This window comes from Arthrobacter jiangjiafuii (assembly GCF_018622995.1).
GTDB lineage: Bacteria > Actinomycetota > Actinomycetes > Actinomycetales > Micrococcaceae > Arthrobacter_B > Arthrobacter_B jiangjiafuii.
The window spans coordinates 2,371,451-2,386,688 of the sequence record NZ_CP076022.1 but is presented as its reverse complement, the minus strand read 5'-3'; the positions used below and the strand labels follow the sequence as shown (position 1 = coordinate 2,386,688).

Sequence of the window (15,238 nt, the reverse complement as noted above, 5' to 3'; positions counted from 1 at the left end):
ACTCCTAGCGGGCGTAGCGGCGCACGAAGTTGCGCAGGATCAGCGGTGGAATCCTCACGTCCGCATCGCGCACCGAGTCCGCCACCGATTCGGCCTCCTCGGGCGGGAAATAGCCCGCGTGCCGGTACACCGAGATGCGGGTCAGCAGCCCGGGCACGTCCAGTTCCGGATGGAACTGCGTCGCGTAGAGGTTCTCCTTGATCCGGAACATCTGCACCGGGCAATCCGAGGACCCGGCAAGGTTCTCGGCATTCGCCGGGAGCGCTGAAATCGCCTCGCGGTGACCCACGAAGGCGGAGAACGAATCCGGAACGTCCTCGAGCAGGGGATCGACCCGGCCGGCAGCGGTCAGCTTGATGTCCACGGCGCCGATTGCCTCGCCGAACTGCCGGTCCACGGTCCCGCCCTGGTGCCGGCCCAGCGTGCCGACCCCGTAGCAGGCGCCCAGGAACGGGAAGTCCCGGTCCACCACCTCGTCCAGCAGCACCCCGAGCTCGCTTTCCACCCGCAGCTGCAGCTCCGACTTGGAGCCCTCCGGGTCGCTGGCGTTGAACGGGCTGCCGCTGACGAAGATGCCGCTGTACTCATCCAGGTTGATCCGGGGCAGCGGTCCTGCTTCAAGCCGGATCCGGTGCAGCTGCTCCGGTTCAAGATGCCCGAAGCGCAGAAAGGCCTCGTACTCTTCGATGGCGGCGTCGTCTTCGGCCCGGGAGGCCAGCAGCAGGAAAGGCTTCATTCTTCGATCGTAGTGCGGGAGGGGCGCCGTGGTGTGTCAGGGGACACATCGGCGGAAACGTCGGGGGACGACGGCGGCACGGCCGGGGCAGCTGACGCTTCGGGTTCCAGCGTCTCGCGGGCGCCGATCCAGGCGAAGCAGGCCATGATGACAATCGCACCGGTCACGCCGAACGCCCAGCTGTAACCCAGATGGTCGGCAAGGAGGCCGGCCAGGATGGGCCCCACAATGGCGCCGCTGTCGCTGGCCATCTGGAAGGTGGCCAGCACCTTGCCGCCGCTGCGGTCATTGCCCACGACGTCGCCCACGGCGGCCTGCTGTGCCGGGTTCAACAGGCCGGTGCCCATGCCGGCGATGGCGGAGACCACCAGGAACATCGGCACGTTGGTGCTGAAGCCGATGGCCGCGGTGGCCAGCGCGTTGACGGCCAGGCCGCTGAGCACCAGCGGACGGCGCCCCCAGCTGTCGGCCAGCCGGCCGGAGAAGGTCAGTACTACGGCGGTGCCGGCGGCGAAGGCGGTCAGCGAGATGCCGGCGATTTCCGGGCCCGCGGTCAGGACCGCAGCGGCGAACAGCGGCAGCAGGGAATTGCGGACTCCGAACGAGGACCAGCCATTGACGAAGCTGGAGGCCAGCGCCGCCCGGTAGGCGGAGTCGCCCAGGGCCTCGCGCACCGTCAGCACCGGACGGGCCGCGGGCTTCGGTTCGCCGCTGGCCAGGCGGGCGTCCTTGAGTTGGAGGGCGACGACGGCGGCAGCCACCAGCAGCGCTGCGGCATAGACCAGGAACGGGACCCGCAACCCGAATCCGGCGAGCAGTCCGCCCGCCAGCGGACCGGCGATGTTGCCCAGCAGGAAGGAGGAGGCATACGCACTGGAGACCCTGCCGCGGACCGCGGGTTTGGCCAGCCGGATGATCAACGCCATGGCGGAAATGGTGAACATGGTGGAACCGATTCCGCCGAGGCCGCGGAAAATCAGCAGCTGCCAGTAGCTTCCGGCGAAGGCGCACGCGGCAGTGGACGCTGCGACGATCAGCAGGCCGGTGATGTACACCGGGCGCTCGCCGAACTTCTCCAGCAGTGCACCGCCGGCCGGAGCGAAGATGAGCCGGGTGAAGGCGAAGACACTGACAATGACGGAGGAAGCGGCCACGCCCACGTTGAAGCTCTGGGCAAACTGCGGCAGCACCGGCGCCACCAGGCCGAAGCCCAGGGCAATGACAAAAGCGGCGGCGATAAGGACTTTGATTTCCCGCGGAATCGCGAGACGGGGAGGTCGGACCATGATGACTTGATTCTCTCAGACGGCGGCCCCGCGCACAGAGCAGATCGCCGACGGCGGACAGCCGGTGCACGGGCGCCCGGAGCGCGGCAGGACCGGCTGCTGCGGGTGCCCGGAAACATACCGGTGTGACATGCTAAAGAGCGTGAATGAGACTCTTGCGATTGTGATCTATGTGGTCATCGCCCTTGCCGTTGTCGGTTCCGTGGCAGCCCTGCTGGTACGGACCCGCCGAACGCCCAAGGGCATGTATCCCACTACCCGTGACGCCAATGATCCAGTGACCGGTGCGGGGGCGCACGCCGCCGGCACCGATGTCCTGGATGCCCCGCCAACGGGCACCGCACCGCCGGCCGAAACCGGCGTCGTCGTGCCCGATGACCTGCGCGGGCTGGAAGAGGCGGCTCCCGCCCCCGAAGCTCCGGCGCTGGAGACCCCTGAGCCCGTTCAGGGCCGGCTGGCCCGCCTGCGTGCGCGGCTGGCCAAGTCCAACAACGCGCTGGGCAAGGCGCTGCTGGCCCTGCTGGCCAGCGACAAGATCGATGAAGATGTCTGGGAGGAGATCGAGGAAACCCTGCTCCTGGCGGATCTCGGCACCGAACCCACCATGGAACTGGTGGATGCCCTGCGCGAGCGGGTAAAGATTTCCGGCAGCCGCGACCCGCAGGAAGTGCACCAGATGCTCCGCGAGGAGCTCATCAAGCTGGTCGATCCCACCATGGACCGCACCCTGGCCACCGACCGGCACGCCGACAAGCCCGCCGTCGTCATGGTGGTAGGCGTCAACGGCGTCGGCAAGACCACCACCGTCGGCAAGCTCGCCCGCGTCCTGGTCGCCGAGGACAAGGACGTGCTCCTGGGCGCGGCCGATACCTTCCGCGCCGCCGCCGCTGAGCAGTTGGCCACCTGGGGACAGCGCGTGGGCGTGCCCACGGTAAAGTCCGACGTCGACGGCGCCGACCCCGCCTCCGTTGCCTTCGAGGCCGTGAAGGCCGGCATCGACGGCGAAGTGGACGTGGTCCTGATCGACACCGCCGGGCGCCTGCAGAACAAGGTGGGCCTGATGGACGAGCTCGGCAAGGTCAAGCGCGTCATTGAAAAGCAGGCCGAGGTGGACGAGGTCCTGCTGGTCCTGGACGCCACCACCGGGCAGAACGGCCTGATGCAGGCCAAGGTCTTCTCCGAGGTCGTCAACATCACCGGCATCGTGCTGACCAAGCTGGACGGCACCGCCAAGGGCGGCATCGTCGTCGCGATCCAGCGCACGCTGGGTGTGCCGGTGAAGCTGATCGGCCTGGGCGAGGGCGCCGATGACCTGGCACCGTTCGAAGCCGAGGGATTCGTGGACGCACTGCTGAGCTAGCGTTCTACGCATCAACAACCAAGGGCCCCGCACTTCCGGATGGAAGTGCGGGGCCCTTGGCGTTTCCGGAAGACCGGAACAACGGTGCTTTTGTTTTGCGCCTGGCCTAGCGGTATTCGAAGTTCAGGACTGTCACCGTGCCGGCGGTGACCGGCAGCGTGATCTCCCCGGATTTGCCCGTCTCCGCGGTGTATCCGGGGATCCGGTTGCGGTCGGCAACAGGAACCTGGAGGGCACCGTCGATTACCGTCGTGTCCTGTGACGCGTAGGTAGCGCCCGTCAGCTGGGACATGCTGCCGTACCGGCTGCCTGCCGGCACCTTCAGCGTGACAGGCGTCGGAGCCATTGACTGGGGATCGTTGAGGTTCACCAGCGCAACGCTGATCGACTCGTCCTCGTGCCGGACGGCGTACCAGTAGGTATTGGTGCCTCCGGATGCGTTTCCCGTGAGGAACTCGCCGCTGCCGAGCATTCCGACCACGGACAGTCCGTAATAGTTGGCACGCGGTTCGAAGTCAGGCCCCGCAGATCCCCATTCGCCGGTGGCGCACAGCACGGACATGGGCGGCCCGCCGCCGCAGGCCATCAGGGAACTGTGGAAGGCGATCCGGCTGACTCCGGCCTTGGCCGCCGTCAGGGCAAAGTTTGCCGACCACAGAGCTGACGCATGGGTTTTGGTGTATTCATTGCTGCCGGTGCAGGCGGAAGCACTGGTCTCAGCCAGCCACGTCTCCAGCTTGGCATCCGATCCGATACGGGCTGCCGCATCGCTGTATTTGACGCTGCGCTCCGCAGTCGAGGGACTGACCAGATTGGCCATGGTCGGCGTCTGGGTCGGATCCGTTCCCGAGCAGCTGGAGAGCGGATAGTTGTGGTAGGCCAGAGCAACCTTGTTGGGGACATCCGAGGCGGAGAATTCCTTCCACCAGTCCTGGGTGAAGGTGCCCGGGCCGGCGATCGGGGTTCCGGGGGCTGCGGCCTCAATGGCCTTGCTGTAGGCGGAAAGTTCATCCAGATAGTCCTCCACGTCCCATCCTGCCGGCCGGAGGTCGTTATAGGCGCCGGCGGCTTCGCTGAGCCCGTTGGGTTCGTTGCCCACGATCACTCCAACGAGCCGTTCCCCGAAGATCTCGCCGGCGTGCTTCGCCTGGTCCGCAGCGCGCTCGGGATCGTACTGACCCAGCGTCACGTTCATGATGATCGAGGCGTCAACGGCCTCCGCCAGGGCATTAATACGTTCCAGGTCTGCCGGGGTGACCGTGGTGAACGGCCCGCCTGAGGCGGCGTTCCAACCCGCCGGGACAGCTTCACCGGTGGACGTCCAGAAGAACCGCCGGTCGACGGCGTTGCCGCCGAACCGGAGGGTGGGGCTGCCCAGCTCGCGCAGATACGTCACGAGGGTTGCATTGTCGGCGCTGAGCCGTTCATCGGCCAGATCTGTTGCCTCCAGAGACAACCCCACGGATCCCGGCGTCAGCGAGGTGCCAACGGGCGTGGCGGAGACCTCAAGGTTCAGCGGATCAGCTGCTGCCAGGCCGGCGTCTGGTGACGGGGCGAGCTGCTGATACTCAGGCCTTGCCAGTTTTTCGGAGTCGGGGAGCACCACCTCGGCAGGGGGTGCGGCCACGGTTCCGGCGTCGGAAACCGCAGGGGCATCATCTGCCAGCAACTGCGGGATGGCAACCGCGCCGGCGGCGATCACTACGAGGCCGGCGGCCCCCGCGAGGAAGCGCGTGCGGCGTCGGAGCCGGCGCCGCTGCGGTGCGCTGCCGTCCTGTCCGGGGGCAGGGCTGTCTATAGGGTCAGGCATGAGTCGGTCCATCCTTGGAAATTGAGACTAAGGGTTCATCCTAGCGGCGCTAGTCAGGTCCTCAGCGCCGCTTCAGGGTCCACCGAAACATCCCCGAAATGTCAGCGTCACCGGCCTTTTACCAAAACCGCCGGTTTGTAACCTCCCGGCAACGCGCCCGGGCCGTCGCCGAAATCTGGCCCCGGCAAAGTTCAGGGTGCGGGAAAGCCCCGCGGTAGGTGAAGGGACGTGGAGATGGATCTGTCAGCAGGTCACGTCTGGGTGATGATATCGGCGGCACTCGTGCTGCTCATGACGCCCGGGGTGGCATTCTTTTACGGCGGTATGACCCGCGCCAAGGCTGCACTGAACATGATGATGATGAGCTTCGTGTCCATTGGGCTCGTGGGCGTCGTCTGGGTCCTCTGGGGCTTCTCCATGACAGGGGGCGACGGCGTGGGCGGGCTGTTCGGAAATCCCTTCACTTCCTTTGGCCTCGAGTCCCTTCTCGGCACCGAGGACCTTATCGGCGCCGGCTTCGGCGCCACCTTCGCCATCATCACCGTCGCCCTGATCAGCGGCGCCATTGCCGACCGGGCCAAGTTCAGCGCCTGGGTGGTCTTTGTGCCGGTCTGGGTCACCCTGGTCTACTGCCCGCTGGCCTTCATGGTCTGGGGCGGAGGCCTGCTCGGTGAAGAAGGCGCCATCGGCTCCGTGGTCGGCGAAGCCATCGACTTTGCCGGCGGCACCGTGGTCCACATCAACGCCGGTGTCGCAGCCCTGGTGCTGGCGCTGATCATCGGCAAGCGCAAGGGCTTCGGCAAGGACCCGAGCCAGCGGCCGCACAACATCCCGTTTGTCATGCTCGGCGCCACGCTGCTCTGGTTCGGCTGGTTCGGTTTCAACGGAGGCGCCGCCGGCACCGCCGAGGAAGCAGGCCTGATCTGGATCAACACCATGGCCGCTCCCGCCGCCGCCATGGTTGGCTGGCTGCTGACCGAACGCATCCGGGACGGCCGCCCGACATCGCTCGGCGCAGCCTCCGGTATTGTCGCCGGCCTGGTGGCCATCACCCCGGCCTGCGCCAACGTGAGCCCGCTCGGCGCCGTCGGCCTGGGCCTGCTGGCCGGAATCCTCTCCGCGCTCGCCGTCGGCCTCAAATACAAGCTGGGCTATGACGACTCCCTGGACGTGGTGGGCGTGCACCTGGTCGCCGGAATTGCCGGCACCCTGGCCCTGGGCTTCATCGCACTGCCGGTCGAAGGCGAGGGCGGCGGACTGTTCTACGGCGGCGGCTTCGCACAGCTCGGAGCGCAGCTCGTGGCCGCCCTGGTGGCGATCGTGTTCTCCGCGGTGCTGACGCTGGTCATCGGCCTGGCAATCCACAAGACCATCGGCTTCCGGGTATCCGAGGAGCAGGAGGTCAACGGCGTGGACCTGAGCGAACATGCCGAAACCGCATACGAATTCGGCGGCCTGGGTATGGGCGGGTCCTTCCGGCCCGTCGCCGAGTCCGCAGCGCTGACCACGAAGGAGAGCATCAACTCATGAAACTCGTAACGGCTATTGTCCGGCCGGAAAAGCTCGACGCCGTGCGCGGCTCCCTGGAAAGCTACGGCGTGCAGGGTCTGACGGTCAGCCAGGCCAACGGCTACGGACGCCAGCGCGGGCACACCGAGGTCTACCGCGGCGCCGAATACACCGTGGACCTGCTGCCCAAGATCCGGATCGAGGTGCTCGTGGCCAACGAATGGCTCAACGACATCGTGGATGTGCTGGTCTCGACGGCAAACACCGGGCGCGCCGGCGACGGCAAGGTCTGGGTGGTCAACGTGGAAGAGGCCCTGCGGGTCCGCACAGGGGAGCGCGGCGACTCGGCGCTCTAAGACAGCGGTTCTGCGCGAAGCAGTCCTGCGCAACGCTCACCGTCACAGGTCCGCCCGGCTGGTTTTCCAGCCGGGCGGACCTGCGGTTCCGGCCGGGTAGCTTTCCAGCGGCACCTGGTCCGCCGCCCATGCCGCGAGCACCGGATCCACGATCCGCCAGCATTCCTCGGCGACATCCGCCCGTACCGAGACCAGCGGGTCGCCGGACAGGATCCCGTCCAGCACTTCGCCGTACGGGGTAAACGTGGATTTGTGCATCGGAGCGGCCAGCCCGGTGCGTTCCATATCGAACACATCCGCCGGACCGTTAACATTCAGTTCCAGCTCCAGCCGGGCCGGTGCAAAGGAAATCCGCAGCCGCGACGCGTCGCCGGCCGCACCGGTGAATCCGGTCGGCAGATGGCTGACCGGTTTGAACGTCACCACCGCTTCCTTCCGCTGCTTTCCCAGAGCCTTGCCCGAACGGAGGATGAACGGCACTCCTGCCCAGCGCTCGTTGTCGATCCGGATTTCCACTTCCGCCAGGGTCTCGGTATTCCGGGCAGGATCCACGCCGGGGGAGTCCGCATAGGCCTCGATACCCTCCCCGTTAATCTCTCCTGCAGTCCAGCGGGCCCGGCGGGTGCTGGCCCGGTAATCCTCCGGCACGGACGAGGCCCGCAGCGTAGCGGCCAGCAGATCGCGCAGGTCCCGCTCGCCCAGGGTCGCCGGGGCGCCCATCGCAATAACCGCCATGGTATGCAGCAGATGGCTCTGGATCATGTCCCGCAATGCGCCGGCGCCGTCGTAGTACGCCGCCCGTCCCTCGAGCCCGAGCTCCTCGTCAAAGACAATCTCCACGCGGTCGATGTGCAGGTTGTTCCACACCGGTTCAAGGATCCGGTTCGTGAAGCGCAGGCCCAGGATGTTCATGACCGTGGCCATACCCAGGAAATGGTCCACCCGGTAAATGTGGTCCTCCGGCACCAGATCAGCCAGCAGCCGGTTCAGTTCCCGGGCCGATTCCTCGTCGGTGCCGAACGGCTTTTCCAGCACCAGACGGGTTTCGTCGGGCAGGTCGCCGGGCTTCAGTGCCGCCACGGTGGATTGCGTCAGCCCCGGCGGCAGGGCGAAGTACAAGGCCAGTGGAGCCTGCAGTCCGGCGATGTCCCGGACCAGCCGCTCCGGGTCCTGCAGGTCCACGCGCAGATAGCTGCCGCTTTCGACTGCTGCGTCCAGCGCCCGCCGTCCCTGCTCATCCGCGTCCTCCCGGGCTGCCGCGAAGGAGGCCAGCAGCCTGTCCTGCCAGTCGCCGTCGGACCAGTCCCGGGAACCGGAACCGGTCACCGTCAGGTTCTCCGGTGCCCGTCCGCTGGCGATCAGCTGTCCCAGCCCGGGCAGCAGCAGCCGCTGCGACAGATCACCGGTCCCACCGAGAATCAGGAGGGTGCGCAAAGGGGAAGTATCGTTCATTTCCCCAGCGTGCCACCGGCTGCGCATGGCTGGTAAGGGTTCTGCCTGAATTACCCAACCCGGCTTGGTACCCTTAACAGCTGGGCCTGCCAAACATGGCGAAGATACGAAGAAAGAAGTGCGCGGCACGTGTTCAATTCACTGTCTGACCGGTTGACTACAACCTTCAAGAACCTTCGTGGCAAGGGCCGACTCACCGAAGCCGACGTTGACGCCACAGTCCGCGAGATCCGGCGCGCGCTGCTGGACGCCGACGTCGCCGTGCCCGTCGTCCGTGCGTTCACCGCCTCCGTCAAGGAACGCGCCCTCGGTCTTGAGGTGTCGCAGGCCCTGAACCCGGGCCAGCAGGTCGTCAAGATCGTCAACGAGGAACTCGTAGGCATCCTCGGCGGCGAGACCCGCCGGCTGCGCCTGGCCAAGAACCCGCCCACGGTCATCATGCTCGCCGGCCTGCAGGGCGCCGGTAAGACCACCCTGGCCGGCAAGCTCTCCAAGCACCTCAAGAGCCAGGGCCACAGCCCGCTGCTGGTTGCCGCCGACCTCCAGCGGCCCAACGCCGTCAAGCAGCTCCAGGTCAACGGCGAACGCGCCGGCGTGCCGGTGTACGCTCCGCATCCGGGCGTTTCCTCCGAATTCGAGTCCGCCACCGGCGATCCGGTTGCCGTTGCCCGCCAGGGCATCGAGGAAGCGCGCGCCAAGCTGCACGACGTCGTCATCGTGGACACCGCTGGCCGCCTGGGCGTGGACGCCGAACTGATGCAGCAGGCAGCGGATATCCGCGCCGCCATCAACCCGGACGAAGTCCTGTTCGTCATTGACGCCATGATCGGCCAGGACGCCGTGAACACGGCGCAGGCCTTCAACGAGGGCGTCAACTTCACCGGTGTTGTCCTGACCAAGCTCGACGGCGATGCCCGCGGCGGTGCCGCACTGTCCGTGGCGTCGGTGACCGGCAAGCCGATCATGTTCGCCTCCACGGGCGAGGCCCTGACCGATTTCGAGGTCTTCCACCCGGACCGGATGGCCAGCCGCATCCTGGACCTCGGCGACGTCATGACGCTCATCGAGCAGGCCGAGCAGAACTGGGACAAGGACGAAGCCTCCCGGATGGCGAAGAAGTTCGCCGACCAGGAAGACTTCACCCTGGACGACTTCCTGACCCAGATGCAGCAGCTGCGCAAGATGGGCTCCATGAAGAAGATGCTCATGATGATGCCCGGTGCCGCCGGCATGCGTGAGCAGCTGGAGAACTTCGACGAGCGCGAGATCGACCGTGTCGAGGCCATTGTCCGGTCCATGACCCCGCATGAGCGGGTAGCGCCCAAGATCATCAACGGCTCCCGCCGCGCCCGCATCGCCCGCGGTTCCGGCGTGCACGTGTCCGAGGTCAACGGCCTGCTGGAGCGCTTTGTCCAGGCCCAGAAGATGATGAAGAAGATGGCAGCCGGCGGCGGAATGCCGGGCATGCCGGGCATGGCAGGACCGGGCGGTTTCGGCGGCGCGCGCAAGAAGCAGCAGGCGGCCAAGGGTAAGAAAAAGGCCCGTTCGGGTAACCCGGCAAAGGCGGCACAGGAGCTGGCCGAGGCTGAGGCCCGGCGCGCCGGAGCCCGCAAGGCCATGCCCACGGGCAGCGCGTTCGGCGCCCAGGACACGGACTTTGACCCGTCGTCGCTGAACCTGCCCAAGGGCTTTGAGAAGTTCCTGGGTAAATAGCACTCTTCACCACGCACCGCCGGACAGCATCAGTCCGGCGGTGCGTGTTTAAGCCGCGGTAAGCTCAGGCAACTCTCTCGGATGCAGGAAGGCGGGCACGGTGGCGGCTCAGGGGTTGACCGGATTCTACGGCTCCGTCTTCAAGCGCAGCACCACTGTCGGGATCCTGGTCCGCAACGGTGACGGCCGGGTGCTGGTCCTGCGCACTGGCTCCGGCGGCTGGAACCTTCCCGCCGGCATCGTCAAGAGCGGGGAGGACCCGCGCTCATCCGCACGGCGTCTGCTGCGCAACGTGCTGGGGCTGGAGTCCGACGTCGGGCGCGTCCTGGTCCTGGACTACATCCAGGCCGGCAGTGCGCAGCCCGGCGCAGGCAGCCAGGGCACCGGGGACTCCATCACCTTCCTGTTCGACGGCGGCATCCTGGACACACCTGTGGAGACTTTCACGCTCGCCGGCGGGGAACGGGTTGCCCGGTTCGTTCCGGGTGCCGGTGCCCAGACGCTCGACGCCGCCGGCTCCCACCTGGCGGCCGCCGGATGTGAGGCCCTGGAACTGGGAACGGTCACGGAACTCGTCAACGGCGCCCCCGACAGCACCGTTCCGGACGCCGTTCCGCGTCCGAGCCCGATGATGCCGCCCCTGGCCGGCTTTTCGACAATCCTCGGCCGATAGCCAGCCGACCTGACAGGGCGGACTCTGATGATCCCGGTAATCCGCAGCGCTGAACCTGACGATCTCCCGCTCCTGTCCGCGCTCGAGACGGCAGCAGACACCCTGCTCGCCGGCCTGCCCGGCTTCGACATATCCGTAGTGCGGCAACTTCCGGCCCCCGCCGATGTTGCCGGGCTGGCTGCCGCGCGGCACCTCCTGGTCGCCGGGACGCCGCCCGTGGGGTTCGCCCGCGTGGAAGAAGTGGACGGGCAGGCGCATCTGGAACAGCTGTCGGTACATCCCGATGCCGCCGGGGCGGGAGTGGGCCGGGCACTGGTGGCCGCGGCCGTGGGCTGGGCCCGGGAGCAGGGGTACGCCTCGATGACCTTGTGCACCTTTGCCGGGGTTCCCTTTAATGCCCCGTTCTACGCGAGCTGCGGCTTCTCCGTGGTGGCCGATCCCCGCGGCGGACTGGCGGAGCTCAGGAACCATGAGCGGGAGCTGGGCCTGGACGCGCTGGGGGAGCGGGTCGCGATGAGAAAGGACCTGCGGGCCGACGCTGCAGGCTGAGGCCCGTGCCGCGGCGGGTCCTACTTGTTGCCCTCTTCCGGGAATTGCCCAATACTCGGGCTGCCGGCACAGCGCCGGGTGGGGGAGCCCAATTGCGAAAGGCACACCGATGATTGACCGCCGGGTCCTGGCATTCTCAGCCGTCTGTTTGGGGATGTCTGCATTCGCCCTTGGCCTTGGCGTTTATCTCCTGTCCCGGGACATGTCGGTGACTGCTCTTGCTGCCTTCTTATTCCTCACCGGCTCACTGCCGTCCTTTATTGCCCTATGGATCGCGTACCGGTCCAGGAAGCCTGCCCAAGGTTCCTGAGAAGTCTCTGAAAAGCTCCTGGCGGCTGCTTCAGTCTTGGAAATACGTGAAGCTTCAAGTAACCTCATTACATGAATCTTCAAGTAAATGCCCCCGACCTGCTGCCCGCCGACCTTGCCATGGGTACGGTCATGCTCAAGGTCGGCGACCTGGCCAAGGTCTCCGCCTACTACCGCGGAGCTTTGGGCCTGGAGGTCGTGGCGGAGGCCGACGGCGGCCAGTACCTGGGCCGCGGCATGGTTCCGGTGGTGCATCTGGCATCCGCGCCCGGCCTGCAGGTGGCTTCCCGCGGAGAGGCCGGCCTGTTCCACACCGCACTGCTCTTTCAAACCCAGGCAGATCTTGCGGCCACCGTCGCCACCGCGGCCCAGTACGACCCCGCGGCATTCGTCGGGTCGGCGGACCACCTGGTCAGTGAGGCGTTCTATTTCACCGATCCGGAAGGCAACGGGATCGAGCTCTACTATGACAAGCCGCGCGCCACCTGGGGCTGGGTCGAGACGATCGCCGGGCGCGAGGTCCAAATGGCTTCCCTTGCCCTGTCCCCGCAGGCCTACTTCCGGGAACATCTGACCGAGGCGGCACTGGCGGGCCTGCACCATGCCGGTGCCGGCGTCGGTCACGTCCATCTGCAGGTGGGTGACACCGCGACCGCGGCGCAGTTCTATATCGACACCCTGGGGTTTGAGCGCACCGCCGGCTTCCATGGCCAGGCGCTGTTCGTTTCCGCCGGAGGCTACCACCACCACATGGCCATGAATGTCTGGAACAGCCGCGGCGCCGGACCGCGGCGCGACACGCTGGGCCTGGGCGAGGTGCTGATCACCGTTCCCGCAGCCGACGACGTCGCCGGGCTGGCCGACCGGCTGAAGTCCGCCGGGATCACCAGCCACCACACCGGTGCCGAGCTGCGCTTCGAGGATCCCTGGCGCAACCGGCTGCGCGTCGCCGTCGGCTAACCGCCGCACCCCGGCCAGAGTCGCCAAACATGGAGTCATCTGGCACAATGGTCAGGTACTCGATCTGCGCGGCCCCTCTCTCCGTGCAAGTATCTTGTCCTTTTGAACCCCAACGTTATGGCCCGCCCCACGGGAGCAGAAGTACGGGTTCGTCCCTTTTTAGATCAGGAGTGACCACAAAAGTGGCCGTAAAGATTCGCCTCAAGCGCCTTGGCAAGAAGTTTTCAGCACACTACCGCGTCGTTGTCATGGATTCCCGTGCCAAGCGCGATGGCCGTGCCATCGAAGAAATCGGCATCTACCGTCCGACCGAGAACCCGTCGTACATCGACATCAAGTCGGACCGTGCCCAGTACTGGCTCAGCGTCGGCGCCCAGCCGACCGAGCAGGCTGCAGTTCTGCTGAAGATCACCGGTGACTGGCAGAAGTTCAAGAACATCGAGGGCCAGGAAGGCACCCTGCGTGTCAAGGCCCCGAAGGAAGCTTTCGTAGCTCCCGAAAAGAAGTCCGTAATCGTTCCCGAAGCCATCACCCCGAAGGCCAAGAAGGACGAGGCTCCCGAGGCTTCCGCAGAGGCTGAGGCTGAGTAACTTGCTGGCTGAAGCGCTGGAGCATCTCGTCCGCGGAATCGTTGACAGTCCTGAGGACGTCAAGGTTTCCGCGAAGAGCAACCGCCGCGGGGAAACCCTCGAGGTGCGCGTTCATGAGGACGATTTGGGCCGCGTCATCGGACGCCAGGGACGCACCGCACGTGCATTGCGCACTGTGATCGCAGCCCTGGCCAACGGAGAGCAGGTTCGCGTCGACGTAGTGGATACCGACCGCCGCCGCTGATAACCCGCGGGCGATCGGATGCGCATCGGCAGCTTCCGGCACTTTCTTCATAGCAGTACCAGTTGAACGCAGCTGTACCGGTTCAACGCAGTTCACGGCATCCGGCCCCTGCACCAGATAATGGTGAAGGGGCCGGATGTGTTTCCGGGCAGAACCTGCCCACCCGCCGCCCGAAGGGGCGCATCATGACCAACGCCGCACCAATACAGGCCGCACCAATACAAGGAGAACCCCTCATGCAGTTACAGGTGGCACGCATCGGCAAGCCGCACGGCATCCGCGGCGAAGTGACCGTCCAGGTCATGACCGACGCCCCCGAAGACCGCTTCGTGCCGGGAACCGAGCTCACCGTCGAGCCCGCGTCCAAGGGTCCGCTCACGGTCATCAGCGCCCGGTGGAACAAGGACATCCTGCTGCTCGGATTCGAGGAAATCGTGGACCGCAACGGCGCCGAGGAGCTCCGCGGCGCCATGCTCTCGGTTGATACCGACGAACTCGAGGATGAGGACGACGACGAGGGTTGGTACGAGCACGAGTTGGTAGGCCTGCAGGCCAAGGTGGGCGACGTCGTCGTCGGCACCGTCAGCGGGCTCCGCACCCTCACCGTCCAGGACCTGCTGGTGGTGAACGACAATGAGGGCCGCGAGGTCCTGGTTCCCTTCGTCGAGGCCATTGTGCCCGAGGTCAGCATCGAGGGCGGCTACGTCCTGCTGACCCCGCCTGCCGGCCTGTTCGAGCTGAACCTGCCCGAGGACAAGGCGTCAGCCGAGGCCAAGGGTGAAGGTGAAACGGCGTCCGACGCCAAGCAGGACAAGCAGGAAGAGGCCGGCCGCTAAGTGCGTATCGATGTAGTCAGCATTTTCCCCGAGTATCTGGCCGCACTGGACCTGTCGCTGATCGGCAAGGCGCGGCAGGACGGCCTGCTGGACCTGCGGGTGCATGACCTTCGCGACTTCACCACGGACCGGCACCGCACCGTTGATGACACTCCGTACGGCGGCGGTGCCGGCATGGTCATGAAGCCCGAGCCCTGGGCCCAGGCCCTGGCCTCGGTTGGCGGGGAAGAAGGTGCCGGCGATGGCTCCGGCGACCGCGCGCGCCCAATCCTCATCGTTCCCTCACCCGCAGGCGCCGTGTTCACGCAGGCGATGGCCTACGAACTCGCCGAAGAGAAGCACCTGGTGTTCGCCTGCGGCCGCTACGAAGGCATCGATGAGCGGGTGCTGGAATGGGCCGGAGAGCGCTTTGACGTGCGGCCGGTCAGCCTGGGCGACTATGTGCTCAACGGCGGGGAAGTAGCCGTGCTCGCCATGGTGGAGGCGGTCGGGCGGCTCGTGCCCGGCGTCGTCGGCAATCCCGAATCCCTGGTGGAGGAGTCACATTCGGACGGGCTGCTGGAGTACCCCGTCTACACCAAGCCCTCGTCTTGGCGGGAACGCGAGGTGCCGGAAATTCTGCTCAGTGGCAACCACGGCAAGATCGCCCAGTGGCGCCGCGGCCAGCAGCTGCAGCGCACAGCGGCACGCCGGCCTGACCTGCTGGAGAAAATCGACGCCGGCACGTTGAGCAAGGCCGATAAGGCAGAGCTTGCAGCGCTGGGGTACGAAGTGGCCGGAGACAGGATCCTGCCGCGGCGCTGATTGGTGGCGTTTGGCCGGGTATGGCAGAATAGGTGACTGTGTCATCTGGGT

At 66.4% G+C, this 15,238-nt stretch carries 15 protein-coding genes; 11 read left to right on the top strand and 4 right to left on the bottom strand.

Annotated features, from left to right (window positions below; genetic code table 11):
* Positions 1-4 precede the first annotated feature (4 nt).
* Entirely contained in the window at positions 5-736 is a 732-nt protein-coding gene (locus KKR91_RS11260; RefSeq protein WP_210229599.1) for a glutamine amidotransferase, read from the bottom strand.
* Positions 733-2,022 carry an MFS transporter gene (locus KKR91_RS11255; protein ID WP_210229597.1) on the bottom strand — a complete coding sequence of 430 codons (1,290 nt, stop codon included), beginning with the start codon at positions 2,020-2,022 and terminating at the stop codon, positions 733-735. Before KKR91_RS11255 ends, KKR91_RS11260 begins: the two co-directional genes overlap by 4 nt.
* A 142-nt stretch (positions 2,023-2,164) precedes the next feature.
* On the opposite strand from KKR91_RS11255, the gene ftsY reads away from it, so the two are divergent.
* Positions 2,165-3,382: a signal recognition particle-docking protein FtsY gene (ftsY, locus tag KKR91_RS11250; protein WP_210229595.1), complete on the top strand. Its 1,218-nt coding sequence runs from the start codon at positions 2,165-2,167 to the stop codon at positions 3,380-3,382.
* Positions 3,383-3,488: 106 nt separating this feature from the next.
* On the opposite strand, the gene KKR91_RS11245 is transcribed toward ftsY, so the two are convergent.
* On the bottom strand, positions 3,489-5,192 hold the full coding sequence (locus KKR91_RS11245; RefSeq protein WP_210229593.1) for a hypothetical protein: 1,704 nt from the start codon (positions 5,190-5,192) through the stop codon (positions 3,489-3,491).
* Positions 5,193-5,426: 234 nt separating this feature from the next.
* Between KKR91_RS11245 and KKR91_RS11240 the strand changes: the two genes are divergently transcribed.
* Together KKR91_RS11240 and KKR91_RS11235 are read left to right on the top strand one after the other, a co-directional pair.
* A complete protein-coding gene (locus tag KKR91_RS11240) occupies positions 5,427-6,722 on the top strand; it encodes an ammonium transporter (RefSeq protein ID WP_210229591.1) in 1,296 nt (431 codons plus the stop codon).
* The gene (locus tag KKR91_RS11235; protein ID WP_104053827.1) at positions 6,719-7,057 is read left to right on the top strand and encodes a P-II family nitrogen regulator; all 339 of its coding nucleotides are present in this window, start codon (positions 6,719-6,721) and stop codon (positions 7,055-7,057) included. Before KKR91_RS11240 ends, KKR91_RS11235 begins: the two co-directional genes overlap by 4 nt.
* A 42-nt stretch (positions 7,058-7,099) precedes the next feature.
* Here KKR91_RS11235 and KKR91_RS11230 read toward each other — a convergent pair whose 3' ends face one another.
* Positions 7,100-8,509 carry a glucose-6-phosphate dehydrogenase gene (locus tag KKR91_RS11230; RefSeq protein WP_210229590.1) on the bottom strand — a complete coding sequence of 470 codons (1,410 nt, stop codon included), beginning with the start codon at positions 8,507-8,509 and terminating at the stop codon, positions 7,100-7,102.
* 129 nt (positions 8,510-8,638) lie between these two features.
* On the opposite strand from KKR91_RS11230, the gene ffh reads away from it, so the two are divergent.
* The 8 genes from ffh to trmD all read left to right on the top strand — a co-directional run bounded on the left by ffh (position 8,639) and on the right by trmD (position 15,187).
* Complete coding sequence (gene ffh / locus KKR91_RS11225) at positions 8,639-10,222, top strand: signal recognition particle protein (protein WP_210229588.1); 1,584 nt, start codon at positions 8,639-8,641, stop codon at positions 10,220-10,222.
* A 115-nt stretch (positions 10,223-10,337) separates the two neighbouring features.
* Entirely contained in the window at positions 10,338-10,895 is a 558-nt protein-coding gene (locus KKR91_RS11220; protein WP_210229585.1) for an NUDIX domain-containing protein, read from the top strand.
* Between the two features lie 27 nt (positions 10,896-10,922).
* Positions 10,923-11,444, top strand: coding sequence for a GNAT family N-acetyltransferase (locus tag KKR91_RS11215; RefSeq protein WP_210229582.1), 522 nt, complete (start codon positions 10,923-10,925; stop codon positions 11,442-11,444).
* Between the two features lie 381 nt (positions 11,445-11,825).
* Complete coding sequence (locus tag KKR91_RS11210) at positions 11,826-12,713, top strand: VOC family protein (RefSeq protein ID WP_210229580.1); 888 nt, start codon at positions 11,826-11,828, stop codon at positions 12,711-12,713.
* A 182-nt stretch (positions 12,714-12,895) separates the two neighbouring features.
* A complete protein-coding gene (gene rpsP / locus KKR91_RS11205; protein WP_210229578.1) occupies positions 12,896-13,303 on the top strand; it encodes a 30S ribosomal protein S16 in 408 nt (135 codons plus the stop codon).
* A 1-nt stretch (position 13,304) separates the two neighbouring features.
* Entirely contained in the window at positions 13,305-13,547 is a 243-nt protein-coding gene (locus KKR91_RS11200) for an RNA-binding protein (RefSeq protein WP_210229576.1), read from the top strand.
* Positions 13,548-13,783: 236 nt separating this feature from the next.
* Positions 13,784-14,383 (top strand): ribosome maturation factor RimM, encoded by a 600-nt coding sequence (gene rimM / locus KKR91_RS11195; RefSeq protein WP_210229574.1) that lies wholly within the window; start codon positions 13,784-13,786, stop codon positions 14,381-14,383.
* Positions 14,384-15,187: a tRNA (guanosine(37)-N1)-methyltransferase TrmD gene (gene trmD, locus KKR91_RS11190; RefSeq protein WP_210229573.1), complete on the top strand. Its 804-nt coding sequence runs from the start codon at positions 14,384-14,386 to the stop codon at positions 15,185-15,187.
* Positions 15,188-15,238: the final 51 nt, after the last annotated feature.